We start from the raw sequence: 23221 nt of genomic DNA, 5'->3' as shown, positions 1-23221 counted from the left end.
TCGGGGTGCGCGTCGGCCGGCCCTGGTAGCCCACGGGCGTACGCCGCCGGGCCGATGTCCGGCCGCGTACCGCCTGCTTATGATCACGCCATGAGAGCCACCCCGCCGGACGGCCACGCGTGAGCGGCACCCCGCCGCCGCCCGCCGCCGCACGGTCCCGGCGCGAGGTGGCCGTCGGGGCGCTGGCCTGGTGCGCAGGGATCACCTACCCCGTTCTCCTTTACATCGCCGCGCTCAACGAACCCGAACTGACCGGCGCACGCCTGCTCCCCTCCGCCCTCCTCGCGGTCCTCGTCCTGCCGCTGCTGCTGCGCCGGCCGGAGCCCGCGCTCCTGCTGGTCCTCGTCGGCTCGTTCGCGGCGACGGCACTGGCGCAGGCACACGCGGGTTCTCCGTTCCGCGATCAGCAGCAGGGCTGGCAGTTCGCTTATCTGCAAGCCCTGTTCACCGATCTGGCGGTGGGCTTCATCGCCGCGACCCGTCCGCGGCGGTCGGCTGTAGGGGCGGGTGTGCTCGCGCTGGCCGGCCAGATCGCGGCGGTTCCGTACTACCGCTCGGGCGCCGACATCACGGTGAGCACCGTGCTCACGCTCACCCTCGCGCTGGCCACCGCCTGGCTCGTCGGCTACTCGGTCGCCGAGCGCGGCAGGCACGCCCGTGCCCTGCGCGAGCAGGCCGCGGCTCAGGCGGTGACGGCCGAACGGCTGCGGATCGCACGGGAGTTGCACGACATGGTGGCGCACAGCATCGGCATCATCGCGATCCAGGCGGGGGTGGGCCGCCGCGTCATCGACACCCAGCCGGCCGAGGCCCGCAACGCCCTCGGCGCGATCGAGTCCACCAGCCGCGAGACGCTCTCGGGCCTGCGCCGGATGCTGGGTGCGCTGCGCCAGTCGGAGAGCGCCCCGCTCGGCCCGGCTCCCGGCCTCGCGGATCTCGAACGTCTCGTCGTGGCCGCGCAGGACGCGGGCGTCCGGGTGGACCTGCGGCGCCGGGGTGAACAGCGGGCCCTGCCCCCGGAGTTGGAGCTCTCGGCGTACCGGATCGCCCAGGAGGCCGTCACCAATGTCGTACGGCATGCGGGAGTGGACGACTGCGAAGTGACCGTCGACTTCGGCGCCGAGGCCCTCACCGTGACCGTCACCGACGAGGGCCGGGGCGCGAAGCTCGGCGGCGACGGGTACGGGCTCGTGGGGATGCGGGAGCGGGTCACGCTCCTGCACGGCTCGTTCGAGGCGGGGCCACGCCCCGGGGGAGGCTTCCGGGTGACGGCCCGGCTGCCGGTTCCGGCGGAGGAACGATGACAGCCCCAGATGTGGCTCTCCCCGCGGAGGAACGATGACAGCCGTACGCGTGCTCCTCGCCGACGACCAGCCGCTGGTCCGCAGCGGGCTGCGGGTCCTGATCGCCGACGCCCCGGACATCGAGGTGGTCGGCGAGGCGGGCACGGGCGCGGAGGCGGTACGGCTGGCCGGGGAGCTGCGGCCCGACGTCGTCGTCATGGACATCCGGATGCCGGGCATGGACGGGATCGAGGCGACGGGCCGTATCACCGCCGCACACCCGGCCACGCGCGTCCTGATGCTCACGACGTTCGACGAGGACGAGTACGTCTACGGCTCGCTGCGGGCGGGCGCGTCCGGTTTCCTGGTCAAGGACATGGCGCTCGACGACATCCTCACCGCGGTCCGTGTGGTCGCGGGCGGCGACGGGCTGATCGCGCCGAGCGTCACGGGGCGGCTGATCGCGGAGTTCGCCGCACGGCCGGAACAGAGCCGCCCGCAGCGCGAGTTGGCGGGCATCACCGGGCGCGAGCGCGAGGTGCTCGTCCTGGTCGGCCGCGGCCTGTCCAACGCCGAGATCGCCGCCGAGCTCTTCATCAGCGTGGCGACGGCCAAGGCCCACGTGGCCCGCCTCCTCGCGAAGCTGTCGGCCCGCGACCGCGTCCAGCTGGTGATCATCGCGTACGAGACGGGGCTTGTGGGGCCGTCGGCCTGAGGGTCAGGGGCCCTCGCGCTCACGCCCCAGGGCGCGTTGCCCGCTGCGGGCGAGGCGGGTGTTGAAGGTCGCGTACAGCATGGCGCCGAGTGCGGCGAGCGGCAGGGCCAGGACGAGCAGCAGCAACGGCAAGCCCAGATCGCGGGCCTCGCAGCCGCGCGTCGCGAGGTCGTCCTCGCCGCACCTGCCGAACACGCCGGGTGCCGACGTCAGCACGAGCACCGCGGCCCACAGCCACAGTCCCCCGGCCAGAGCCAGCACCACCGCCCCGGTGTCGCGCCACCACCGGGCCCTCTCCCGCTGGTGCGGGTCGTCAGCCTTGTCCGCGTCCACTGCGCCCTCCCGCTGTTGCGGGTCGTCAGCCCTGTCTGCGTCCACTGCGCCCTCCCCCGAAGCGGTCCCCCACGAAGGATGCGCGCAGCGGGCGGCCCGGTTCCCGGGCGTCTCACGCCGCCCGGCGCCCCCATGCCGTACCCGCCAGCACCAGTGCGGCGCCCACAAGACCGAGCGCGCCCAGCCGTTCACCACCGAGCGCGATACCCACCGCCGCAGCCCACAGGGGCTCGGTGCCGAGCAGCAGGCTGACGCGGGACGGGGACGTCTCTCGGACGGCCCACATCTGGACGAAGAACGCGAAGAGCGTGCAGAAGACCGAGAGGAAGACCAGGCCGGCCCATTCGCGGGGGCCGAAGTCCGCGGCCGCGGACCAGGGCGAGTCGCCCGTACCGGCGGCGGCGAGCAGGGCGAACAGGAGCACCGCCGTGCCGAGTTGGACCGTGGTGAGCGAGAGCGAGTCGGCGTCCTGGACAGCGCGGATACGGGACATCGCGAGGACATGGACCGTACGGGCCAGAGCCGCAAGGAGGATCAGCAGGTCGCCGAGCGAAGGCGCGGTGAACCCTCCGCCCTGCGTGAGCAGGACGACACCGAGCACGGACAGGCCGGCGGCGGCGAGGAAGGCGCGGGACGGGGCCCTGCGCAGGAGCGCCGCCTCGGCGAGCGGCGTGAAGATCATGGTGAGGCTGATGATCAGGCCCGCGTTCGTCGCCGACGTATGGACGACGCCGTACGTCTCCAGGAGGAAGATCCCGCCGAGGATCAGCCCGAGTACCCCGGCCCCCTGCCACTGGGCGGCCCGCAGCGCGCGCAGCCGGCGCCATCCGGCGAGGACGAGCACCGGCAGGACGAGCCCGAAGCGCAGCACAAGGACCGCGATGACGGTGTGCGTCGTCGTGATGCCCTTGGCCGCGAGATAGCTGGCGCCCCAGACCACGGCGACGAGCAGCACGGGCAGATCGGTGAGCCAGGCGCGGCGGGGCGTGCGGAGGGCGGGCGCGGTGAGCGTCGACAAGAGCGGGTCTCCAACGAACTGGCGGGTGTGGAGACTTCGACGGCTCTCACCTGGGCGGACTCACCGTAACCGGGCAGGATCGCCCCCGGTAGGGGGGTCTCACAGGGCGGTCGCTCCCCCGTGGAGTCGATGTCCGATCACCGCCGACACCGGCGTGCGGGCCGACGGCCCGGCGCGCAGGCCACTGGTGTGTGGCGTTGCTGCCGGGCCGTCAGTCACTCACGCGGTCTCACTTCCCGTGCAAACCCCTGCGTCGACGTCCGCGAAGCAGCAGCACCCCGCCGACAGCGATGACCAGCAGGCCACCGAGGGCGCCGTACTTGACAGCGTTGCTCGCCCCGGTGGAAGCCAGGTCGCCGGACGTGCTGCTCGGGCTCGGCCGGCCGACGGGTGCGCCGACCTCCCCCTGCGCACGGGTGCCGGTTCCAGAGGCGGAGACAACCGGCGTGGGGTCGGTCGGCGTGGGGGCGGGTGTCGGCTTGTGAGCGCCGGCGGTCCCCGGCGCGGGCTTCAGCTGGAGAGTCGTGATCGAGTACGGCGGCAGTTTCTGTGCGGCCGCCGTGCCCCGCTTCGCCGTCGTCAGGGCAGTGTCCCCCTTGGTATACGAAACGGTCGTGACCGCCCCTGCGGCCGGGGTGAATCCGGCGTACGAGAGCGACACCGGCGCCGCGTTCTGCGGGCTCTTGTTGATCAGCATGACGTTCAGACCGCCGGTGCTGTTCCGCACCGCGTGCACGGCGACCGACGAGTTGCCCGAGGACGACTTGACCATGGTGTCGCCGGGCTTCGCCAGTGCGGTCAGCGAGCGGATGCCCCAGTAGGTGGGGAAGGGCGTGTCGCGCGGCGGTTCGCACTTGTCCCCGACGCAGGTGCCGGCGGAGAGAATGCCCCCGTCCTGGTAGTCGGTCTGGCCGTGGACGGTGGTGGGTGCTTGGTCCGTGCCGTTGTGCAGGTTCCACCAGTCCACGTGGGTGGCGCCTTGCTCGAACCAGGTCATGTAGGTGTCCGGCGCGAACAGGGCCGCGGCCTGACTGGTCTGGGCGGGCGAGCCGACGGCGCCGTTCTCGGTGACCGCGATCTCCACCGAAGCGGCGCGCGAGCCCGCGTACTTGGCGATCAGTGAGCGCAGCGAGGACGTGACACCGGCGATCCGGGTGGGGGTCTTCAGCAGGTCGGCCGTGGTGGTGCCGCCCGGATACCAGTGGACGATGACGAAGTCGACCGACTTGCCCGCGATGGAGAGCACCGTGTTGTTCCAGTCGGCGCTGTCACCGGGAGCCTTCTCCCCGTCCGGCCAGAAGCCGGGGGTGGTGAGCACCGCTCCGATCTTCACCTTCGGGTCCACGGCCTTCATCGCCTTCGAGTAGGCGACCAGGTTCTTCCCGTACTCCTTCGGGCTCTTGTCGGCGTGATCGTCTCTTTCCCAGCCCTTGCCGTCGCCGTAGTGCCCGTTGCCGTAGACCTCGTTGCCGATCTCCCAGTACTTCACGCCGTAACCCTTGTCGACGTTGGAGTACTTGACCCACTCGGCGGCCTCCTGAGGGGTGCCGGAACCGTAGTTCGCGGTCAGGATCGGCTGGGCGCCGACCTTCTTCGCGATGGTCATGAAGCTGTCGAAGTCGGTGTTGGAGGGGATCCAGCCCTTGCCGTCGCCGGAGGTGTGGGTCTTCCAGTGGTATTCGTCCGCGCCGGAGCCGCCGGGATAGCGCAGCTGCCGGACTCCCGCGGCCTTCATCAGCGATGTCACCTTGGGGGTCCCCATGTGCTCGTCGCCGAAGCCCGTGTTGAGGCCGGTGCCACTGCTTGGCACCGTGCCCAAGGAGGTACCGGCATCCACACGGATGTCGACGGTCGGCGCGGCGCCCGCGCTGGGCGCCAGGGCGCCGACACCGGCCGAGGCGGCGAGCACCGCCACCGTCCCCACGGCGAAACGCCGGAGCATCCGGCTACGGCGGGGCGTGCGAACCCTGGGCATCGACTGCTCAGGGGATATCGGGTCGTTTGGTGACACGTGGGGGGCTCCGATCGGGTGTTGACACAGAGGGCGCAGCACCGCTGATCACGGCTCGCCCTCGTCGTTACACCCCTGAGTGGCCACTCAGAACGGAAAGGTTGCCCTCTCAACCACTTTTCTCGCCGAGCCGCGGAACTCCCAGGTCTCGGCGAGGTGCAGAGCGCCTTGAGTCGATGTCCGATCACCGCCAGTACCCGGGCCCCACGACGGCTTTCATTGAAGCCGTAACGAGTTCGGCGATACAGAGGAGTTGGACCATGAACGGCAAGGTGGCCCTGGTGACCGGCGGCAGTCGCGGGATCGGTGCGGCGATCGCGGTGGAGCTCGCGAACGCGGGCGCCGATGTGGCGATCACATATGTGCGCGGCGAGGAGGCCGCCCGTGAAGTGGTCGCGAAGATCGAGGCGACCGGGCGGCGCGGGCTCGCGGTGCGGGCCGACGCGGCGGATCCGGCGGCGGCGGCCGGGGCCGTGACGGAGGTGGTCGCCGCTCTCGGGCGGCTTGACATCCTCGTCAACAACGTGGGCGTGGGCATGATCGGGCCGATGGAGGACTTCTCGGCCGAGTCCGTGCAGCAGGTGATGGATGTCAATGTGCGGTCGGTCTTCCTGACCACGCAGGCCGCCTCGGCACATCTGGGGCGCGGCGGACGGATCATCACCATCGGCAGCTGCATGGCACAGCGGGTGCCCGGCCCGGGCGGGACGCTGTACGCGATGAGCAAGGCCGCACTGGTCGGTCTGACCAAGGCGCTTGCTAGGGAGTTGGGCGGGCGCGGGATCACCGCGAACATCGTGCACCCGGGCCCGGTCGACACGGACATGAACCCGGCCGACGGGCCGTACGCCGAGCCGCAGGCCGCGATGACGGCGCTCGGCCGCTACGGGAGGACGGGTGAGATCGCGTCCATGGTGCGGTACTTGGCGAGCGCGGAGGCGTCCTACGTGACCGGGTCCGAACTGTCCGTGGACGGCGGACACGCGGCCTGACGGCCGAGGGCGCTCTGCTCGGCGTGACGCCTGTCGAGGCCGTCCCGCTCGGCCTGGAGACGCTGCTGCTCGGCGTCGTCGGCACGGGTCGCGGTCCTGTGGGCCGCGACGAACCGGCCGACGACGTCGAGCAGTTCGTCCCGGACGGCCAGGCCTTCGGCCCCGGGCTGGGCGAGGGCCTGGCGCAGGGCGGCCTGGAGCGCGTCGCGCGGGGCGGGCCAGGGGCCGGTGCTCAGGCGCGCCTGCCCGGCGAGCGCGACGAGGCGCTGGATCGGGCCCCGTCGGGCTTCGTCCATGCTGTGTGCGCCGGCCCTCTCCAAAGCGCCCAGTGCCCTTTCGTACAAGGAGGCGGGCAGCACCACGTCCACCGTGGCCGCGTCGACGCTGTGGGCCACGAACCTCAGGGAAGCATTGGACCAAGAACCTTCCCTGTTCCCGCGTCCGAGCACCTCGGCCAAGGTCTCGCGCACCCGGTCCGCTTCACAGGCCGGGATGCTCACGATGACCGCCCTGGTGCCGCGGGCCAACGCCAGTGCGGCGGCGGCCTGTTCGCCGGACGGCCCGTCCGGGTCGGCGTCCTGGGGAGAGAAGTCGAGCACGTCGAACTCGGCGCCGTCCACGAGGTCCCCTGGCTCGATGGACCCCGTCCGCACGAAACCCATGTCCCCGAGCGCCCGGTCGATGTCGGCCGGGACGAGAGCGTTCCCCTCGACCAGGACCTTGCAGCTGAGCGGTCGATCGCGGCCGGGCACCGTGACATCGACCGCCCAGGGACGGTCGGCGCACAACCGGGCGCCATAGCGCTGCAATGCCATACCTGTCCGCCTCCTGAGATGTCAGGCGAGTGTGCCGTGTACGCGATGCAGATAGCTGAAGTCATGCTCCTGGCGTCGGGACCGCACCGGACGGATCTCGCGGGTGGCGACGTTGAGGGCGAAACCGCCGACGGTGCCGAGGAGCCAGCCGAGGTCGGGCAGGAGCAGGGCGCCGCCGGCCGCGGCGGCCAGGGCGACCGTGGCCGTGACCGAGCGGTGGACCCAGACGGTGCGGCTGCTGTCCACCGCCGACTGGTAGTCGGCGGTGGCCTGTTCGAGTTCCACCCGCAGTTGCGCGAAGACGTCCGCGGGGTGTTCGTAGTCGCGCCGCAGGTCGCCCAGCATCCGGTGCACGGCCCGCATGAGCCGCAGGCGTTCGTCCTTGTACTGCTCGCGGAAGGTGATGACGTCGGTGGTCGGGGTGCCGGGTGCGGGCACCGGCAGGAGCTTGCCGAGCTCCATCTCCCAGGCCAGGGCCCGCGCACGGACCACGGGCCGCAGCGCCATGCGCTGGGCGGTGTGGCTGTCGGTGTAGGGGAAGAAGGCGCGGTCGCCGCGGCGTGCGGAGATCTCGCGTGCGGTGATGGAGAGGATCAGTTCCTGCACCTCCCTGGCCACGGCGAACCGCCGGTCGTCCCCCGGGATGGGGACGGCGAGGCCGTGTCCCGTCAGGTACTGCTCGACCCATCCACTGGCCTTCGTCCGATAGAGGATGCCCTCGGGCGGATCGGTCGGGATCGGTACCCGGGGGCGGCCGGCAAGCCGCGCCAGTTCTTCGCGCAGGACCGAGGCATGCTGCGTCTCGGGGCTGGTGACGCGGCCGTCGTACGGCGAGGTCAGGTCGCTCAGCAGGTGACGCTCGACGACAGTGAGCGGGGTGTAGAGCCCCTGTTGCTCCAGCTCCCGCAGCCCCCGCCCCATCGCCGCCGCACGGATCTCCGGATCCGCCGGCACCACCGAGGCGATCCCGTCCCAGTACAGCAGCGACTGGTGGACGATCTCGTCCGGCGGGTTCACCAGTGGGTAGTAGAGCAGTACGGCCACCGCGGTCCCCCAAGTGCGCACCGACAACCGGCGATCAACGCTAGCGGGGCGGCGGCGCGGCGTATCCCCGTATCCCCAAATGGGTTACGGGGACGCGCAGATGACGCCGCTGGAGCAGAGGCGGGTAAAGCAGCGGCGGAAAAAGATGAGGCGCACCGGGGCTGTGCTCCCGGTGCGCCTCTCGTCTCATGAGGCGGGGGTCAGCCGCCGAGCTCCTGGTGGCGGGCCGCCAGCTTGGCCGTGCCGTCGTCGGTCAGGGAGCCGAAGAGGCGCAGGCGCGAGAAGCCGCCGTCGGGGTAGATGTCGATGCGGACCTGGCTGCCGACCACCGGGGTGTCGAGGAAGAACCGGTGGCAGGTGTCGGGCTGCAGACGGGTGCGCGGCAGGAACTCCTGCCACTCGGCGTCCGCGGAGGAGCGCACCGAAAGCGACGCCCAGCCGGCCGAGTTGCCCTTGAGGTACGCGGTGTCGATCTCGACCGCGCGCAGCGAGGACTCGGCGACGAGCTGGTAGTTGATCCAGTCGTTGCCGTTGTCGCGGCGGCGGGCGGTCTCCCAGCCGTCGTCCATCTTGCGGGAGCGGCCCGGGTTGATGGTGTTGACCGGCGAGGAGTAGAAGCGGTTGGAGGCGTCGAGCACCTGGCCGCCGTTCTCCAGGGCGACCACGTCGAACGAGCCGAGCGAGCCGAGCCACCTGGGGTCCGGCACGACCTCGCCGTGCACGCGCAGGCGGGCGATGCCGCCGTCGGGGTGCTGGTTGACGCGCAGGTGCGTGAAGCGCTGCTCGGTGGTGACCTCGAAGCCGTTGGCCGCGTGGCCGCCGACGGCCGTACGCGGAACGATCGTCGTCCACTTCACGTCGTCGGCGAGCAGCTCCGCCGGCGTGGGAGCGAGCGCGCCCTGCCAGTCGGTGGCCTCGATGGAGACGGCCTGCGGCATGTTGCCGCGGAAGTGGGCGGTGTCCACGACGATGCCGCGGATCACGCCGGGGGCGCCCAGGCGCACAAGGGCCCAGTCGTGGTCCTCGGCGGTCGGCCAGGGCTGCTCGGCCGAGACGCCGCGGCGGCGGCGGGTCTCCCAGCCGTCCATGACCTTGCCCTTGTGGCCGAAGTGCTCGGGGTCGAACTCGGCGGCCTCGGGCACGAGCAGGTTCTCGCGCATCGCGAAGAACTCGTCGTTGGCGGCGATGACACCGGCGCCGAGGGTGCGGTCGGCGAGGTTGGCGTACTGCGTGAACGGGAAGTCCGCGGTGCGGTAGTCGGCCCAGGGGTCACCGCCGCCGTACGGGTTCGCGTTCCCGGTGAACGAAGGTATGCCAGTTGATTCGGACGCCACGGCGCTAGTTGTTCCTTTCGAGAAGGCGGCCGGCGGGCTCGGTGAACTCGCCGTCCGCGTAGATGCGTGTCCCGCGCAGCCAGGTCGACTTCACGACACCGCTGAGGGTCTTGCCCGCGTACGCGGTGACCTTGTTGCGGTGCTGCAGCTCGGCCGCGTCGACCGTGAAGGTCTCCTCGGGCGCGAGGATCGCGAAGTCGGCGTCGCGGCCCGCCTCGATGGAGCCCTTCTGGTCGAGGCCGACCAGAGCGGAGGTGCGCGCGGACATCCAGCGCACCACGTCGTCGAGGGTGTGACCGCGCTTCTTGGCCTCGGTCCAGATGGCCGCGAGGCTCAGCTGGAGACCGGAGATCCCGCCCCAGGCGGTGGCGAAGTCATCGGTCTTGAGGTCGGCGGTGGACGGCGAGTGGTCGGTGACGATGCAGTCGATGGTGCCGTCGGCGAGCGCCTGCCACAGGAGGTCCTGGTTGGCGCCTTCGCGGATCGGCGGGCAGCACTTGAACTCGCTGGCGCCGTCGGGGACTTCCTCGGCGGTCAGCGTGAGGTAGTGCGGGCAGGTCTCGACGGTCAGCCGCACGCCCTCGGCCTTGGCGGCGGCGATCAGCGGCAGGGCGTCGGACGAGGAGAGGTGCAGGATGTGGACACGGGCGTTCAGGCGCTTCGCCGTGTCGATCAGACCCTTGATGGCCACGTCTTCGGAGATACGGGGCCGGGTCTGGAGGTAGTCGTGGTACTTCGGGCCGCTCAGGTGCGGCGCCGAGTCCAGCTCGCCCGGGTCCTCGGCGTGCACGATGAGCAGGCCGCCGAAGCCGGCGATCTCACCCATGGAGGCGGCGAGTTGCTCACCGTTCAGGTGCGGGAACTCGTCGACGCCCGACGGGGACAGGAAGCACTTGAAGCCGTAGACCCCGGCGTCGTGCAGCGGCTTGAGGTCCTTGACGTTGTCCGGGAGCGCGCCGCCCCAGAAGCCGACGTCGATGTGCGCCTTGGCGCGGGCGACGTCCTGCTTCGTACGGAGGTTGTCCGTCGTGGTCGTCGGCGGAAGGGAGTTGAGCGGCATGTCCACGAGCGTGGTGATACCGCCGGCCGCGGCCGCGCGGGTGGCCGTGTAGAAGCCCTCCCACTCGGTACGGCCCGGGTCGTTCACGTGGACATGGGTGTCGACGATGCCGGGGAGGACGACATGGTCCCCGAAGTCCTCGAGCCGGGCGCCGGCCGGCACCTCGGCGTCATGGGCAGCGACAGCGACGATCTTCCCGCCGGAGACGGAGACCGAAGCGGCCCTCGTCCCTTCCGGGGTGACCACTCTGGTCGAGCGCACCACCAGTTCCACGTCGGACACCCTCACCCTCACTTCCGTAGAGCTTCCGTAGTCGCTTCCGCAGAGCGGAATTCAACGGTCTGTTGAACGGAGTCTCGCCCCGGGACTGCGGCCCGTCAACCCCCTCCTTGCGCAGTCGAAGAGGAGCCGAGGGCCAATTGGATGTTTCCATAGAGCGGAAACTGAATTTCAGACTACAGAATGGATCATGGCACAATCAAGAGTGGCCCCGGTCGTAGGAAGGCATCGCCCGCAGCCGGACAAACGGGTGCTGACCGGCCCGGACAGCACCCCCTGCACCACCCGCCGGCCGCGGGCCGGGCGATAGGCTTCTCTTTCCTGCCTGTACGAAAGGACCGCGCTGTGCCGACGTCCAACGCCAGCACCACCGACACCAAGGCCACCGCAGCCACCGGCGGTGTCCAGTCCCTCGAGCGCGCCTTCGATCTGCTCGAGCGGATGGCAGACGCGGGCGGAGAAGTCGGCCTCAGCGAACTCTCCGCCACCAGCGGACTGCCGCTGCCGACCATCCACCGCCTGATGCGCACCCTGGTGGCCTGCGGCTACGTCCGCCAGCAGACCAACCGCCGCTACTCGCTCGGCCCCCGCCTGATCCGCCTCGGCGAATCCGCGTCCCGCCTGCTCGGCACCTGGGCGCGCCCGTATCTCGCGCGCCTGGTCGAGGAGACCGGCGAGACCGCGAACATGGCACTGCTCGACGGCGACGAGATCGTGTACGTGGCACAGGTGCCGTCCAAGCACTCGATGCGGATGTTCACCGAGGTCGGCCGCCGGGTCCTGCCGCACTCGACCGGCGTGGGCAAGGCGCTGCTCGCGCACACGCCCGCCGAAGAGGTACGGGCGCTGCTCGCCCGCACCGGCATGCCGGCCGCGACCGAGAAGACCCTCACCACGCCGGACGCCTTCCTCGACGCGCTCGAAGAGGTGCGCCGTGCGGGATACGCGGTGGACGACAACGAGCAGGAGATCGGGGTCCGCTGCCTCGCGGTCTCGGTGCCCAACTCCCCCACCGCGGCGGCCATTTCCATCTCCGGCCCCGCGGGCCGTGTGACGGAGGCCGCGACCGACAGGATCGTGCCGATCCTTCAGCAGGTGGCGGCGGAGCTCTCCGTGGCGCTGGCCAATACGAACGGTTCCTGAACCGCGCTTTCCCTGAGGGGGTACGCCGACCGACTCGGCGTACCCCCTCAGGCATGTCCTGGGCCGCATCGATCCGCCCCCCGACTTGATAGGCAAGTGACGACTTGCCTATGGTGGTGGTCATGTCGGAGGATGTTTTCAAGGCACTGGCCGACCCCACACGTCGGACCATCCTTGACGAGCTGGCGGAACGGGACGGCCAGAGCCTGTTCGAGATCTGTTCGCGCCTGGCCATGAAGCACGAGCTCGCGCTCACCCGCCAGGCGGTCAGCCAGCATCTGGCGGTACTGGAAACGGCGGGTCTGGTCGTCTCACGACGCGAAGGCCGCTACAAGTTCCACGACCTCGACACACAGCCTCTTGAGCAGATCGTGACGCGATGGCTCAGGCCCCACCCCCCGGAGAGCACCCCATGAAGATCCACATCACCAGCGTCTTCGTCGACGACCAGGCCAAGGCCGAGCGCTTCTACGTCGACAAGCTGGGCTTCGTGAAGAAGCACGACATCCCGCTGGGCGAGGACCGCTGGCTCACCCTGGTCTCCCCGGAGGCGCCCGAGGGCACCGAGCTGCTGCTCGAGCCGGGCAAGCACCCCGCCGTGCCGCCGTACAAGACCGCTCTGGTCGCGGACGGGATCCCGGTCGCGCAGTTCCTGGTCGACGATGTGCACGCCGAGTACAAGCGGCTGCGCGACCTGGGCGTGACGTTCACGCAGGAGCCGGCCGAGATGGGGACGGTCACGACCGCGGTCCTGGACGACACCTGCGGCAACCTGATCCAGATCATCCAGATGAACTGAGCCGGTCCACCGCTTCGCGTACCGCCGCGAGCGCTGCGGCAAGCGCGCTCACCGAACCGATCGCCCCGGCGACCAGAAGCAGCGAGCGGCGCAGCCGGGCGGACTCGGGTGCGCCGCCGAGCGCCATCGCCTGCAGCGCCGCCAGCTCGTCCTCGGCGATCCCCCGGTCCGGGAACTCCGCCGGATGCCCGGCCAGTTCACGGCGCAGCCGGGACACGGCGGCGAGCAGCTCGCCCACCCGCGGATCCTCGCCGCTGTCCGTCACCGGCCGCCTCTGCCCCACGCTCTGCAACACAGTCGATCCCCCATCGCACGTCGTTGTGCGGTTTTCTACGTTCTTGTCTCGTCCTGCGCCCCGGATGGTGGTCGGCCACTCGGGACGCCGGACAGTAAACGCCACTTGGTGCTTCGGGCGCCACCGCGGTGACGTGATTCAGTTCGTGGGCTGGGCGTCGAGTGCGTTGCGCCACAGGGTGACGTCCAGGGTGACGTAGTCACTCGGGTCGGACTGCGGCGAGCTCCCTTTGTAGGTGACGAGCCCGATGTGCCCGGACGAGGTCCGCACGCAGATCCGGGAGCCCTTGGAGAGGCGGTCGAAGGTGACCACCTCCGCGTAGCGCGTCTCGTCACGGCAGGTCTCCAGCGTCCCCTCCTGCGCGTTGTTGAGCAGGATCAGCTTGTTGTTCGAGTAGTCGCCGATCTCCAGGGCCCTCTTGCTGTCGGCCTCGTCGTACTCGAGGTCGGCTTCGCCGTCGTCGCGATTGACGGGCTGCATGTCGTCGTCGGAGAAGAACAGCTCGTAGCCGTAAGGGACCTCGATGTCCTTGTAGTCCACGGGCTGCGGGTCCGGCACGGCCTTGCCGCCGCCGTCGCCGGGGCTCTCCTGCGCGGAGGGCGTGCCCGAGTCCGACGGCTCGTCGGTCGTCGGGGCGGCCGAGGGCGTCGACTGCTTGTCGCCGTCCGACGACGCCTGCTGCTTCTTGTCGTCCCCCTTGCTCAGCGCGATATAGGCACCGCCCGCACCACCGAGGACCAGGGCGACGACGGCGGCGATCACGAGGGGCACCATCCGACTCTTCTTCTTCGGCGGAGCCTGGGACGCCGCCGCGCCCGGCCCCTGATACGTCACCGGCGGAGGCGTCGGCTGATGAGCCGCGGGCCCCGGCTCGCGCAGCGCCGCCGTGTCGTACGCGTTGGGCCCGAACCCCGGCGGCGGCGTGCCCGGTGCGGCCCCCTGGGTCGGCGGCGGCGTCGGGGCCTGGGCGGCCGGCGGCTGCTGATGCTGGGCCATCGGCTGCTGTACGGCCGGCTGGTGAGGCGGGGCCGCCGGCGCGGTGGCCGGCGGCTGGGCCGGGGTGTTCGGCTGGTACGCGGGCGGCTGAGCGGGGGCCTGGGCCGGCGGGGCGGGAACGACCGCGGGCGGAGGTGTCTGCACCGGGGCCGCGGCCGCCGCACGCTGGGTGATGTCCGCCGCGACCGCAGTCGGCAGCCAGTCCTCCGGGCGCCGCAGGACCGTCTCCGCGTTGGCCGACTGGCACAGCGCGATGACCTCCATCACGGAGGGCCGGGCCGCCGGGTCCTTGGCCAGGCAGCGCGTCACCAACTCCCGCAGGTCCTCGGGCAGTCCGGTCAGATCCGGCTCTTCGTGCACGATGCGGTAGAGCACACCGTGCGAAGTGCCCTCGCCGAACGCGGGCGTGCCCATCGCGGCGAAGGCCGCGACCTGGCCGAGCGCGAACACATCGGTCGCCGGCGTGCACGGCCGTCCCGCCGCCTGCTCGGGCGCCATGAACGAGGGCGTGCCGATGGTGACCCCACTGCCCGTGAGCGAGGTGGCGTCCGCGGCGCGCGCGATCCCGAAGTCGATGACGCGCGGCCCGTCGGCGGCGAGCAGCACATTGGACGGCTTGAGGTCCCGGTGCACGATGCCCGCGCCGTGGATCACATGGAGCGCCTCCGCGATCCCCGCCACAAGCAGCAGCACCGTCTCCACGGGCAGCTTCCCGTGCTCGACCACCGCCGCGGACAGGGCGGGCCCGGGCACGTACGCCGTGGCGAGCCAGGGATGGTTGCCCTCGGCGTCGCTGTCGATGACCGGTGCGGTGTACAGGCCCTGCACGCGCTGAGCCGACTGCACCTCCTGGCGGAAGCGGCGGCGGAACTCTGCGTCCTCGCTCAGCTCCGGCCTGATCACCTTGATCGCGACCGGCCGGCCGCCCGGCGTATAGGAGAGATAGACCTTGCCCATGCCGCCCGCGCCGAGCTTCGCACTGATCCGGTAGCCGGCGACGGCCTGCGGGTCGTCGCCTTCCAGCGGCTTGAACACGCCATTCGCGTTGTGACTGTTCATCAACTCTGGTTCCCCACCGTGCACTTGCTCCCACCCGAGACGTCCGGAACCCTATCGGAACCGGAGGGCCCGCAGACCATGCTGTATGTCTTCGGTATGGCACATACACGTAACAACGACCCGGTCGTGGGGCTGCTTCTCGCCGCAGGTGGCGGGCGGCGGCTCGGCGGGCGGCCCAAGGCGCTGCTCACGCACCGCGGGCGGCCGCTGGTGGAGCACGCGGTGGGGGTGCTGCGGGCAGGGGGCATCGAGCGGGTGCACGTGGTGCTGGGCGCACAGGCCGCCGATGTACGGGAGCGGGCCGAGTTGCCCGGCTGCGTCCTGGTCGACAACCCCGGATGGGCGGACGGCATGGGCTCCTCGCTGCGGGCCGGGCTTGCCTCGCTCGCGGGTACGGACGCGCGGGCCGTCCTCGTATCGCTGGTGGATCAGCCCGGGATCGGTCGCGAGGCGGTGGCGCGGGTCGTGGCCGCGTACGACGATGAAGATTCGCTGGTGACTGCGGCCTATGACGGGGTACGCGGACATCCCACGCTCTTCGGGCGGCGGCACTGGACGGACATCGCGGCCGGTGCGAGCGGCGACCGGGGCGCGCGGGCGTATCTGAAGGCCCATGAGGACGAGATCACGAGGGTCGAATGCGGTGATGTGGCGCAGCCGTACGACATCGACACCGAGGCGGATCTCACGCGTCTGGAGCCATAGGCCACAGCGACCGATCGCGGGAAGTGATCGTGGTGGCACTCAGCGCCATGGTCGCTCGACCCGGAGAATCTCGATATCAACAAACCATTGAACTTCCACCATGAGGAAACTACTATCCACTGGTCAGAAGCGCCCCGCCCCGTTCATCCGGCGGTCGGCGGCCCCAGGACCCGATACAGGACCTGACGGCACTCAGTGCCGTGCACGGCTCCCCCGCTGAAGGAAGTGACAGCTCATGTCAGCACCAGCGCCGTCCCCGCTGGCCATCGTCGACGCCGAGCCCCTGCCCCGGCAGGAAGAGGTCCTTAACGATGCGGCCCTCGCCTTTGTGGCCGAGCTGCACCGCCTGTTCACGCCCCGGCGTGAAGAGCTCCTCGCCCGCCGCGGAGAGCGCCGCGCCGAGATCGCCCGCACCTCCACCCTCGACTTCCTGCCCGAGACCGCGCACATCCGTGCCGACGACTCGTGGCGCGTGGCCCCCGCTCCGGCCGCCCTGAACGACCGCCGTGTCGAGATCACCGGTCCGACCGACCGCAAGATGACCATCAACGCCCTGAACTCGGGCGCCAAGGTCTGGCTCGCGGACTTCGAGGACGCTTCCGCCCCGACCTGGGAGAACGTGGTCCTGGGCCAGGTCAACCTGATGGACGCGTACCACCGGAACATCGACTTCACCGACGCGAAGTCCGGCAAGTCGTACGCGCTCAAGGACGCCGACCAGCTCGCCACCGTCGTGATGCGTCCGCGTGGCTGGCACCTCGACGAGCGCCACCTGGTGGACGAGGCGGGCAAGCCCGTCCCCGGCGCCTTCGTCGACTTCGGCCTGTACTTCTTCCACAACGCCAAGCGCCTCATCGAGCTCGGCAAGGGCCCGTACTTCTACCTGCCGAAGACCGAGTCGCACCTCGAGGCGCGCCTGTGGAACGAGATCTTCGTCTTCGCACAGGACTACGTCGGCATCCCGCAGGGCACCGTCCGCGCCACCGTCCTCATCGAGACGATCACGGCCGCGTACGAGATGGAGGAGATCCTCTACGAGCTGCGCGACCACGCCTCGGGTCTGAACGCCGGCCGCTGGGACTACCTGTTCTCGATCGTCAAGAACTTCCGTGACGGGGGCGAGAAGTTCGTCCTGCCGGACCGCAACCTGGTCACGATGACGGCGCCGTTCATGCGCGCGTACACCGAACTGCTCGTGCGCACCTGCCACAAGCGCGGTGCGCACGCGATCGGCGGCATGGCCGCGTTCATCCCCTCGCGCCGGGACGCCGAGGTCAACAAGGTCGCGTTCGAGAAGGTCCGCGCCGACAAGGACCGCGAGGCCGGCGACGGCTTCGACGGCTCGTGGGTCGCGCACCCCGACCTGGTGCCGATCGCCATGGAGTCCTTCGACAAGGTCCTCGGCGACAAGCCGAACCAGAAGGACCGGCTGCGCGAGGACGTCGCGGTGGCGCCCGGCGACCTGATCGCCATCGACTCCCTTGACGCGAAGCCCACGTTCGGCGGTCTGCAGAACGCCGTCCAGGTCGGCATCCGCTACATCGAGGCCTGGCTGCGCGGTCTCGGCGCCGTCGCGATCTTCAACCTGATGGAGGACGCGGCCACCGCCGAGATCTCCCGCTCGCAGATCTGGCAGTGGATCAATGCCGGGGTCGTCTTCGAGGACGGCAGGACCGCCACGGCCGAGCTGGCCCGTGAGGTCGCCGCCGAGGAGCTGGCGAACATCAAGGCCGAGATCGGCGAGGAGGCCTTCGCGGCCGGCCACTGGCAGCAGGCCCACGATCTGCTGCTCCAGGTCTCCCTGGACGCCGACTACGCGGACTTCCTGACGCTGCCGGCGTACGAGCAGCTCAAGGGCTGAGCGGTCCGAGTTCCCTGTCCGTGTGGCCCCGGGGTTGTTGACCGGGGCCACTCGGCGTTGTGGAGCAGAGGGTCACACGGCGTTGTGGAGCAGAGGGTCACTCCACGTGCGCCGACCAGTCCCGTTCCGCCGCCGGTTTGCCGTGCAGGTTCGGGACCTGCTTCAGCCAGTCCGGGCGGCCCCGCCGGGTCCGGGCCGCGCGGCGCTCATCCGCCACCGCCAGCTCGTCGCGCGAGGGGAAGTCCGTCGGCAGCCATGACGCCGAACTCCTGGCCCGCGCAAGGAGATAGGCGACGTACGCATCCCGTACGTCGCACGGACCGGCGAACCCGGGCTCCTCGGCCAGCCATGCGTCCGGGACGAGCGCGACCACCTCGCGCAGGAGCTCCTCGGTCACACGCGGCGCAAGCTCCGCATCCGCCGTCCGCATGTCCGGCCCGTAGCCGCCCAGCGCATGGTGCTTGAAGTCGTACGCCTTGTCGGGCGCCGCCCCGTCCCACCGGTGGTGGAAGACCAGCGCCGCGCCGTGGTCGATCAGCCACAGCTTCGCCGGCGCGGTCCCGAACGTCGGCCAGACCATCAGGTTCGAACTGTGCACCGTCCGGTCGACGTTGACGGTGAGCGCGTCCAGCCAGACGATCCGGCCGGCTTCCAGCGGGTCGACCGGGAAGTCCGCGGCCACCTCGGGCGTGAAGTCGACCGCCCCCGGCAGGAAGTCCATGCCCAGGTTGAGTCCGGGGCTGGCCCGCAGCAGGTCCTGGACCTCCTGGTGCGGCTCGTCCGCGGCGATCGCGGGGTCGAAGTGCGCCAGCACCAGCTCCGGGAAGCGCAGGCCGAGCCGCCGCGCCAGCTCCCCCACCACGATCTCCGCGACGAGCGCCTTGACGCCCTGCGCCGACCCGGTGAACTTCAGGACGTACGTCCCCAGGTCGTCGGCCTCGACGACGCCGGGGACGGAGCCGCCGGTGTGCAGGGGGTTGAGGTAGCGGGTGGCGGTGACTTGTCGGAGCACAGCGGCAACTGTAGCCGCGCGTGTCCTCAGCGGCCGAGCGCTTTTGCCAGCGCCCCGTCCCCGCTGACCTCGGCCTTCCCCGTCCGGACGGCTTCCAGGAGCGTGGTGCCGCGCCGGGCGAGGATGTCGGCCACGTCCAGGCTCAGGACGAGCCGGGCGTCGGGCTCGCCCGGGTACGGGCCCTCGCCGTACACCGGCTCGCCCGCGTCCACCCGTACATGGAACCGGCCCTCGTCGAGCAGGACATCCACCACCCCGGCCTCGCCGAGGACCGAGAGCTCCCGCAGCAAGGGCAGGGCCAGCCAGTGCGCCCGCACCGCGTCCGTGGGCCGGCGCCCGGTCAGCTCGGGGGCGCCCCATTCGCCCAGGGCCTGGAGGACCGGGAGCAAGTCCTTTCCCCTGGGCGTCAGTTCATAGACGTACGAGGAGGAAGGGGCCGGCAGCTTGCGGCGCAGCGCGAGGCCGGCCTGCTCCATGTCCTTGAGGCGCGTGGCGAGCATGTCCGTGCTGACGCCGGGGAGGTCGGCGTGCAGATCGGTGTAGCGACGCGGTCCCGCCAGGAGTTCGCGGACGATCAGGAGCGTCCAGCGGTCCCCGACCACGTCGAGGGCGCGGGCGGTGGCGCAGTACTGGTCGTAGCTTCGACGGCGTGACGTGGGCCTGCTCATGAGCCACAGCATACGTAAGTTGTTGGACTTTCCAAGCGGGAGCTTGGTAAAACCAAGTGACACGAGAGTCGCCTGGTGACGCAAGGGTCGCCCGGCCCGCTTGGAGGGCACGCGCATGGAGTTCCGGCAGTCGAGCAAGCTGAGCGAGGTCTGCTACGAGATCCGCGGCCCGGTCATCGAGCACGCCAACGCGCTCGAGGAGGCAGGGCACAGCGTGCTGCGCCTGAACACCGGCAACCCCGCCCTCTTCGGGTTCGAGGCGCCGGAGGAGATCGTCCAGGACATGATCCGGATGCTGCCGCAGGCCCACGGCTACACGGACTCCCGCGGCATCCTGTCCGCCCGGCGTGCGGTCGCCCAGCGCTATCAGACCCTGGGCCTGGAGGTCGACGTCGACGACGTCTTCCTCGGCAACGGTGTCTCCGAGCTGGTGTCCATGGCGGTCCAGGCGCTGATCGAGGACGGCGACGAAATCCTCATCCCCGCGCCCGACTTCCCGCTGTGGACCGCCGTCACCACGCTCTCCGGCGGCAAGGCGGTGCACTACCTGTGCGACGAGCAGTCGGACTGGTACCCGGACCTGGCCGACATGGAGTCGAAGATCACGGACCGTACGCGGGCCATGGTGATCATCAACCCCAACAACCCTACGGGCGCGGTGTATCCGAAGCAGATCGTCGAGGGCATGCTCGACCTGGCCCGCCGGCACAGCCTGATGGTCTTCGCCGACGAGATCTACGACCAGATCCTCTACGACGACGCCGTCCACCACTCGGCCGCCGCGCTCGCCCCCGATCTGGTCGTGCTGACCTTCTGCGGCCTCTCCAAGACGTACCGCGTGGCGGGTTTCCGCTCCGGCTGGCTGATGATCACCGGTCCGAAGCAGCACGCGAAGAACTACCTGGAGGGCCTGACCATGCTGGCCTCCATGCGCCTGTGCCCCAACGCCCCCGCCCAGTACGCGATCCAGGCCGCGCTCGGCGGCCGGCAGTCGATCAACGAGCTGACCGCGCCCGGCGGGCGGCTGTACGAACAGCGCAATGTGGCCTGGGAGAAGCTCAACGAGATCCCGGGCGTGAGCTGTGTGAAGCCCAAGGGCGCGCTGTACGCGTTCCCCCGGATCGACCCCAAGGTGCACCCCATCGTCGACGACGAGAAGTTCGTCCTCGATCTGCTGCTCCGCGAGAAGATCCAGGTGGTCCAGGGCACGGGCTTCAACTGGCCGCGCCCCGACCACTTCCGCATCCTGACGCTCCCCTACGCTGATGATCTGGACGCCGCGATCAGCCGGATCGGGCGGTTCCTGAGCGGATACCGGCAGCAGTGAACTCCTGCACCACCTGCGGCTTTCCCAGTCATACGCAGTTCGCCTCGCCCGACTTGGTACAGGCGATCGCGACCGGGGAGCTCCCCGCGACCGAGGACCCCGCGTGGCGCGAGTCGGGGGCGGCCGACGTCGAGGACTACGCGCGGTGGTGCGGGCATCTGTGCGGGGCGACGTGTCTGCGGATGGCGCTGGGCGCCGAGGCACCGTCGCTGTTCGAACTGCGGGACGGCGCCGTCAAGTTCGGGGCGTACACCGTGGACGGCGAGGGCGAGATCCGCGGCATGATCTATGCGCCCGCGGTGGATTTCGTACGGGAGGTGTACGGGGTCGAGGCCGAGGTGCACCGTTCGCTGACCGTCGAGGAGATCGGCGAGCTGCTCGACGCGGGCCGGGTGGTGATCGCCTCCGTGCACTATGCGATCCGCAGGCCCCACGAACCCTCCCCCGGCCGCGGCGGTCACCTGGTGCTGGTCACCGCGCGGACAGGGGACGGCCGAGGGTTCCACTTCCACAATCCGTCGGGGACGGATGCGGCCACGCGGATGGCGCAGCTGCCGGTGGAGCGGTTCGAGGACTATTTCGCCGGGCGCGGGATGTCCCTGCGGGCGCCGTCGGCTCCGGTCACGGGAGCTTGAGCTCCATCCCCGGCCGGATCATGTCGGGCTCGGCGCCGATCGTCTGCTTGTTGAGCTCGTAGAGCTCCCGCCAGCGGCCCATGTCGCCGAGCTCGCGGTCCGCGATGGCGGAGAGGGAGTCCCCGGACTTCACCGTGTACGTGCGGGCGCTCTGCTTTTCCGGCGCGGGTTCGGCGGCAGTGGGCCCGGCCGGCGCCGCGGCCTTGGGGGCCGCCTCCGGGGCAGGCGGAGTGATCTTTGCGTCGGCCCTCAGCCGGTCCGCGGCCGCCTGGGTGGCGGAGGCGGCCTCCTCCGTGAACTTGGAGTTCGCCTCCGCACTGCTCCTGACGGGGGACTCGGCCGTGCTCGCGCCGGCCGACGCCTGCTCCTGCACCTGTTCCTTGGCGGCCTCACCGGCGTTCCCGTCCTTGCCCTTGCCGCCCTTGAACACGTCGAAGATTCCCATACTTCCTCCTGGGGGTGTCGTCCCCCTGTGCCCCACTCTCGCGCGGAGCGGGCCCCTGCGCGCGGGGAGCACCGGGCGCCGCCCGTACCCCTCGGGTGCGCCGCCGAGGCGCGATTGTCAGTGGCGCGCGGCAGCATGGTCGACAGGGAGTGCAAGACGTGGGGGCGTCCGGGCGCGGGCGTCCGGGACAGGGCGTTCATTCGGGAAGGGGGCCCAGATGACAGGGCGGCTGACGGCGCCGTTGCGGCGCGTGCTCGCGGGTGCCGAGGACGTGACGGGACGGATCGGCGGGACCGAGGCACAGCTGGAGACACTGGTGCGGCACGGGCTGGCCTTCCGGCACGCCCGGCCGCCGCGCGCGTACTTCCTGACGCCGGCCGGACACCGGCTGCGTCAGGAGCTCCTGACCGCGGCGCCGCCGCCCACGGCGCGCGCCGCCGAGACGGCCGACGCCGTCTTCGCGGCCCGCACCGGCACGGAGACGGAGCCGCTCCGCGACGGTCCCGCGCGGACACGGGAGGTGCACAGCGCCTGGCAGGGTCTTGTCGAGCTGCGCCGGATGACCAATCCGGACGGCGCGACGGACCGCCCCTGCGCCTGGGAGCGCGGGCATCTGGTGCAGGCGGCGGCGCTCGCCCTGGAGGCCGGCGGGTGCCGGCCGGGGGTGAGCGGGGCCGGCGGCTATGCGGTGGCGGATACGCAGCAGCCGGAGGCGGTCGAGATAGGGGGCGGGCAGGACGAGCTGTCCTCGTATGCGGATGTGCTGACGAAGGCGGGCTGGCAGGTGGGCGAACACCGCACGCGCGGACGCGGACGAGTGCTGCTCGCTTCGCCGCGGCGGGTGTGAGCGCCTCCGGAGTCGGAGTGTCGTGGGCCCGGAATGCCGTGCGGTGCCGGGCAGTTGGAGCTGGTGGACGTACCCGTTGAAGGGATGAGCGTGGCTGACGAATTCTTCGTGCCGGTGACCGTGCGCGGATACGAGACCGATGTGCAGGGCCACCTCAACCAGGCCGTGTATCTGCAGTACGCGGAGCATGCGCGCTGGGAGCTGTTCGAGACGGCGGGTATCCGTCAGCAGGATCTGCAGGCGGCCGGCATCGGCCCGGTCGTCCTGGAGACGACGATCCGCTACAAGCGCGAGCTGCGCGCCGGGGACAAGGTCGAGGTGACGTGCGCGTTCGAGTGGGGCACGGGCAAGACGTTCCGGCTCGCGCAGCTGATCCGCAAGGTCGACGGGACGGTGTCCGCCGAGGTGACGGCGGTGGGCGGCTTCCTCGACCTCGAGGCCCGCCGCCTCCTCGCGGACCCGGCGGGCCGTCTCCGCTCGCTGGCGAAGGATGCGTCGAGGTTCGGGCTGTAATTGCAGCCCGAATTTCAGCCCGAGTTTCAGAC

At 70.7% G+C, this 23221-nt stretch carries 24 protein-coding genes; 12 read left to right on the top strand and 12 right to left on the bottom strand.

Going from position 1 to position 23221, the window contains the following annotated elements; genetic code table 11:
• Positions 1–119 precede the first annotated feature (119 nt).
• Together G6045_RS20825 and G6045_RS20820 are read left to right on the top strand one after the other, a co-directional pair.
• Entirely contained in the window at positions 120–1304 is a 1185-nt protein-coding gene (locus G6045_RS20825; protein ID WP_328707841.1) for a sensor histidine kinase, read from the top strand.
• Between the two features lie 34 nt (positions 1305–1338).
• Complete coding sequence (locus G6045_RS20820) at positions 1339–1998, top strand: response regulator (RefSeq protein WP_165333540.1); 660 nt, start codon at positions 1339–1341, stop codon at positions 1996–1998.
• 3 nt (positions 1999–2001) lie between these two features.
• Here the strand turns inward: G6045_RS20820 and G6045_RS20815 are convergent, their stop codons facing one another.
• The 3 genes from G6045_RS20815 to G6045_RS20805 form a co-directional block, all read right to left on the bottom strand.
• A complete protein-coding gene (locus G6045_RS20815) occupies positions 2002–2376 on the bottom strand; it encodes a hypothetical protein (protein WP_165333539.1) in 375 nt (124 codons plus the stop codon).
• A gap of 67 nt (positions 2377–2443) precedes the next feature.
• Positions 2444–3349, bottom strand: coding sequence for a DMT family transporter (locus G6045_RS20810; protein WP_165333538.1), 906 nt, complete (start codon positions 3347–3349; stop codon positions 2444–2446).
• Between the two features lie 229 nt (positions 3350–3578).
• A complete protein-coding gene (locus G6045_RS20805; protein ID WP_206343978.1) occupies positions 3579–5291 on the bottom strand; it encodes an LPXTG cell wall anchor domain-containing protein in 1713 nt (570 codons plus the stop codon).
• 329 nt (positions 5292–5620) lie between these two features.
• Between G6045_RS20805 and G6045_RS20800 the strand changes: the two genes are divergently transcribed.
• A complete protein-coding gene (locus G6045_RS20800) occupies positions 5621–6352 on the top strand; it encodes an SDR family NAD(P)-dependent oxidoreductase (protein WP_165333537.1) in 732 nt (243 codons plus the stop codon).
• Here the strand turns inward: G6045_RS20800 and G6045_RS20795 are convergent.
• From G6045_RS20795 to allB, 4 genes are all read right to left on the bottom strand, one after another.
• Complete coding sequence (locus G6045_RS20795; RefSeq protein WP_165333536.1) at positions 6304–7167, bottom strand: hypothetical protein; 864 nt, start codon at positions 7165–7167, stop codon at positions 6304–6306. The two genes, G6045_RS20800 and G6045_RS20795, sit on opposite strands and share 49 nt — an antisense overlap.
• A 21-nt stretch (positions 7168–7188) precedes the next feature.
• On the bottom strand, positions 7189–8238 hold the full coding sequence (locus G6045_RS20790; protein ID WP_165333535.1) for a hypothetical protein: 1050 nt from the start codon (positions 8236–8238) through the stop codon (positions 7189–7191).
• 173 nt (positions 8239–8411) lie between these two features.
• Positions 8412–9545, bottom strand: a complete 1134-nt coding sequence (alc, locus tag G6045_RS20785) for an allantoicase (RefSeq protein WP_328707840.1) — start codon at positions 9543–9545, stop codon at positions 8412–8414.
• A gap of 4 nt (positions 9546–9549) precedes the next feature.
• Positions 9550–10887 (bottom strand): allantoinase AllB, encoded by a 1338-nt coding sequence (gene allB / locus G6045_RS20780; RefSeq protein ID WP_165333534.1) that lies wholly within the window; start codon positions 10885–10887, stop codon positions 9550–9552.
• A 342-nt stretch (positions 10888–11229) separates the two neighbouring features.
• On the opposite strand from allB, the gene G6045_RS20775 reads away from it, so the two are divergent.
• The 3 genes from G6045_RS20775 to G6045_RS20765 all read left to right on the top strand — a co-directional run bounded on the left by G6045_RS20775 (position 11230) and on the right by G6045_RS20765 (position 12826).
• Positions 11230–12027, top strand: coding sequence for an IclR family transcriptional regulator (locus G6045_RS20775; protein ID WP_165333533.1), 798 nt, complete (start codon positions 11230–11232; stop codon positions 12025–12027).
• Positions 12028–12149: 122 nt separating this feature from the next.
• Positions 12150–12443 carry an ArsR/SmtB family transcription factor gene (locus G6045_RS20770; protein WP_165333532.1) on the top strand — a complete coding sequence of 98 codons (294 nt, stop codon included), beginning with the start codon at positions 12150–12152 and terminating at the stop codon, positions 12441–12443.
• Positions 12440–12826, top strand: coding sequence for a VOC family protein (locus G6045_RS20765; RefSeq protein WP_165333531.1), 387 nt, complete (start codon positions 12440–12442; stop codon positions 12824–12826). The genes G6045_RS20770 and G6045_RS20765 overlap by 4 nt, the downstream gene beginning before the upstream one ends.
• Here the strand turns inward: G6045_RS20765 and G6045_RS20760 are convergent.
• Together G6045_RS20760 and G6045_RS20755 are read right to left on the bottom strand one after the other, a co-directional pair.
• Entirely contained in the window at positions 12810–13121 is a 312-nt protein-coding gene (locus tag G6045_RS20760) for a DUF5955 family protein (RefSeq protein ID WP_165333530.1), read from the bottom strand. The two genes, G6045_RS20765 and G6045_RS20760, sit on opposite strands and share 17 nt — an antisense overlap.
• 138 nt (positions 13122–13259) lie before the next feature.
• On the bottom strand, positions 13260–15176 hold the full coding sequence (locus tag G6045_RS20755) for a protein kinase domain-containing protein (protein ID WP_165333529.1): 1917 nt from the start codon (positions 15174–15176) through the stop codon (positions 13260–13262).
• Positions 15177–15272: 96 nt separating this feature from the next.
• Here G6045_RS20755 and G6045_RS20750 point away from each other — a divergent pair, with 96 nt between their 5' ends.
• Entirely contained in the window at positions 15273–15881 is a 609-nt protein-coding gene (locus tag G6045_RS20750; protein ID WP_165333528.1) for a nucleotidyltransferase family protein, read from the top strand.
• Between the two features lie 235 nt (positions 15882–16116).
• Positions 16117–17742 carry a malate synthase A gene (gene aceB, locus G6045_RS20745; RefSeq protein WP_165333527.1) on the top strand — a complete coding sequence of 542 codons (1626 nt, stop codon included), beginning with the start codon at positions 16117–16119 and terminating at the stop codon, positions 17740–17742.
• Between the two features lie 97 nt (positions 17743–17839).
• On the opposite strand, the gene G6045_RS20740 is transcribed toward aceB, so the two are convergent.
• The gene (locus tag G6045_RS20740) at positions 17840–18754 is read right to left on the bottom strand and encodes a HipA family kinase (RefSeq protein WP_165333526.1); all 915 of its coding nucleotides are present in this window, start codon (positions 18752–18754) and stop codon (positions 17840–17842) included.
• A gap of 26 nt (positions 18755–18780) precedes the next feature.
• Positions 18781–19422, bottom strand: coding sequence for a winged helix-turn-helix transcriptional regulator (locus G6045_RS20735; protein ID WP_165333525.1), 642 nt, complete (start codon positions 19420–19422; stop codon positions 18781–18783).
• A gap of 115 nt (positions 19423–19537) precedes the next feature.
• Between G6045_RS20735 and G6045_RS20730 the strand changes: the two genes are divergently transcribed.
• Both G6045_RS20730 and G6045_RS20725 read left to right on the top strand, forming a co-directional pair.
• Positions 19538–20749 carry a pyridoxal phosphate-dependent aminotransferase gene (locus tag G6045_RS20730; RefSeq protein WP_165333524.1) on the top strand — a complete coding sequence of 404 codons (1212 nt, stop codon included), beginning with the start codon at positions 19538–19540 and terminating at the stop codon, positions 20747–20749.
• Entirely contained in the window at positions 20746–21384 is a 639-nt protein-coding gene (locus G6045_RS20725) for a cysteine peptidase family C39 domain-containing protein (protein ID WP_165333523.1), read from the top strand. The genes G6045_RS20730 and G6045_RS20725 overlap by 4 nt, the downstream gene beginning before the upstream one ends.
• Here G6045_RS20725 and G6045_RS20720 read toward each other — a convergent pair.
• On the bottom strand, positions 21371–21829 hold the full coding sequence (locus tag G6045_RS20720) for a LysM peptidoglycan-binding domain-containing protein (RefSeq protein ID WP_165333522.1): 459 nt from the start codon (positions 21827–21829) through the stop codon (positions 21371–21373). The two genes, G6045_RS20725 and G6045_RS20720, sit on opposite strands and share 14 nt — an antisense overlap.
• A gap of 217 nt (positions 21830–22046) precedes the next feature.
• Between G6045_RS20720 and G6045_RS20715 the strand changes: the two genes are divergently transcribed.
• Together G6045_RS20715 and G6045_RS20710 are read left to right on the top strand one after the other, a co-directional pair.
• On the top strand, positions 22047–22676 hold the full coding sequence (locus tag G6045_RS20715) for a hypothetical protein (RefSeq protein ID WP_165333521.1): 630 nt from the start codon (positions 22047–22049) through the stop codon (positions 22674–22676).
• 90 nt (positions 22677–22766) lie between these two features.
• On the top strand, positions 22767–23189 hold the full coding sequence (locus G6045_RS20710) for an acyl-CoA thioesterase (RefSeq protein ID WP_165333520.1): 423 nt from the start codon (positions 22767–22769) through the stop codon (positions 23187–23189).
• Positions 23190–23221 lie beyond the last annotated feature (32 nt).

Source organism: Streptomyces mesophilus (assembly GCF_011044995.1).
Classification (GTDB): Bacteria; Actinomycetota; Actinomycetes; order Streptomycetales; family Streptomycetaceae; genus Streptomyces; species Streptomyces mesophilus.
This window is presented reverse-complemented; position numbering and strand designations above follow the sequence as displayed.

Excerpts from the sequence above, each read along its gene's own strand:
- G6045_RS20820 (WP_165333540.1), top strand. The coding sequence starts at position 1,339 with ATGACAGCCGTACGCGTGCTCCTCGCCGACGACCAGCCGCTGGTCCGC.
- G6045_RS20805 (WP_206343978.1), bottom strand. The coding sequence starts at position 5,291 with ATGCTCCGGCGTTTCGCCGTGGGGACGGTGGCGGTGCTCGCCGCCTCG.
- G6045_RS20800 (WP_165333537.1), top strand. The coding sequence starts at position 5,621 with ATGAACGGCAAGGTGGCCCTGGTGACCGGCGGCAGTCGCGGGATCGGT.
- G6045_RS20795 (WP_165333536.1), bottom strand. The coding sequence starts at position 7,167 with ATGGCATTGCAGCGCTATGGCGCCCGGTTGTGCGCCGACCGTCCCTGG.
- G6045_RS20770 (WP_165333532.1), top strand. The coding sequence starts at position 12,150 with ATGTCGGAGGATGTTTTCAAGGCACTGGCCGACCCCACACGTCGGACC.
- G6045_RS20765 (WP_165333531.1), top strand. The coding sequence starts at position 12,440 with ATGAAGATCCACATCACCAGCGTCTTCGTCGACGACCAGGCCAAGGCC.
- G6045_RS20755 (WP_165333529.1), bottom strand. The coding sequence starts at position 15,176 with ATGAACAGTCACAACGCGAATGGCGTGTTCAAGCCGCTGGAAGGCGAC.
- G6045_RS20750 (WP_165333528.1), top strand. The coding sequence starts at position 15,273 with ATGGCACATACACGTAACAACGACCCGGTCGTGGGGCTGCTTCTCGCC.
- aceB (WP_165333527.1), top strand. The coding sequence starts at position 16,117 with ATGTCAGCACCAGCGCCGTCCCCGCTGGCCATCGTCGACGCCGAGCCC.
- G6045_RS20735 (WP_165333525.1), bottom strand. The coding sequence starts at position 19,422 with ATGAGCAGGCCCACGTCACGCCGTCGAAGCTACGACCAGTACTGCGCC.
- G6045_RS20730 (WP_165333524.1), top strand. The coding sequence starts at position 19,538 with ATGGAGTTCCGGCAGTCGAGCAAGCTGAGCGAGGTCTGCTACGAGATC.
- G6045_RS20720 (WP_165333522.1), bottom strand. The coding sequence starts at position 21,829 with ATGGGAATCTTCGACGTGTTCAAGGGCGGCAAGGGCAAGGACGGGAAC.
- G6045_RS20715 (WP_165333521.1), top strand. The coding sequence starts at position 22,047 with ATGACAGGGCGGCTGACGGCGCCGTTGCGGCGCGTGCTCGCGGGTGCC.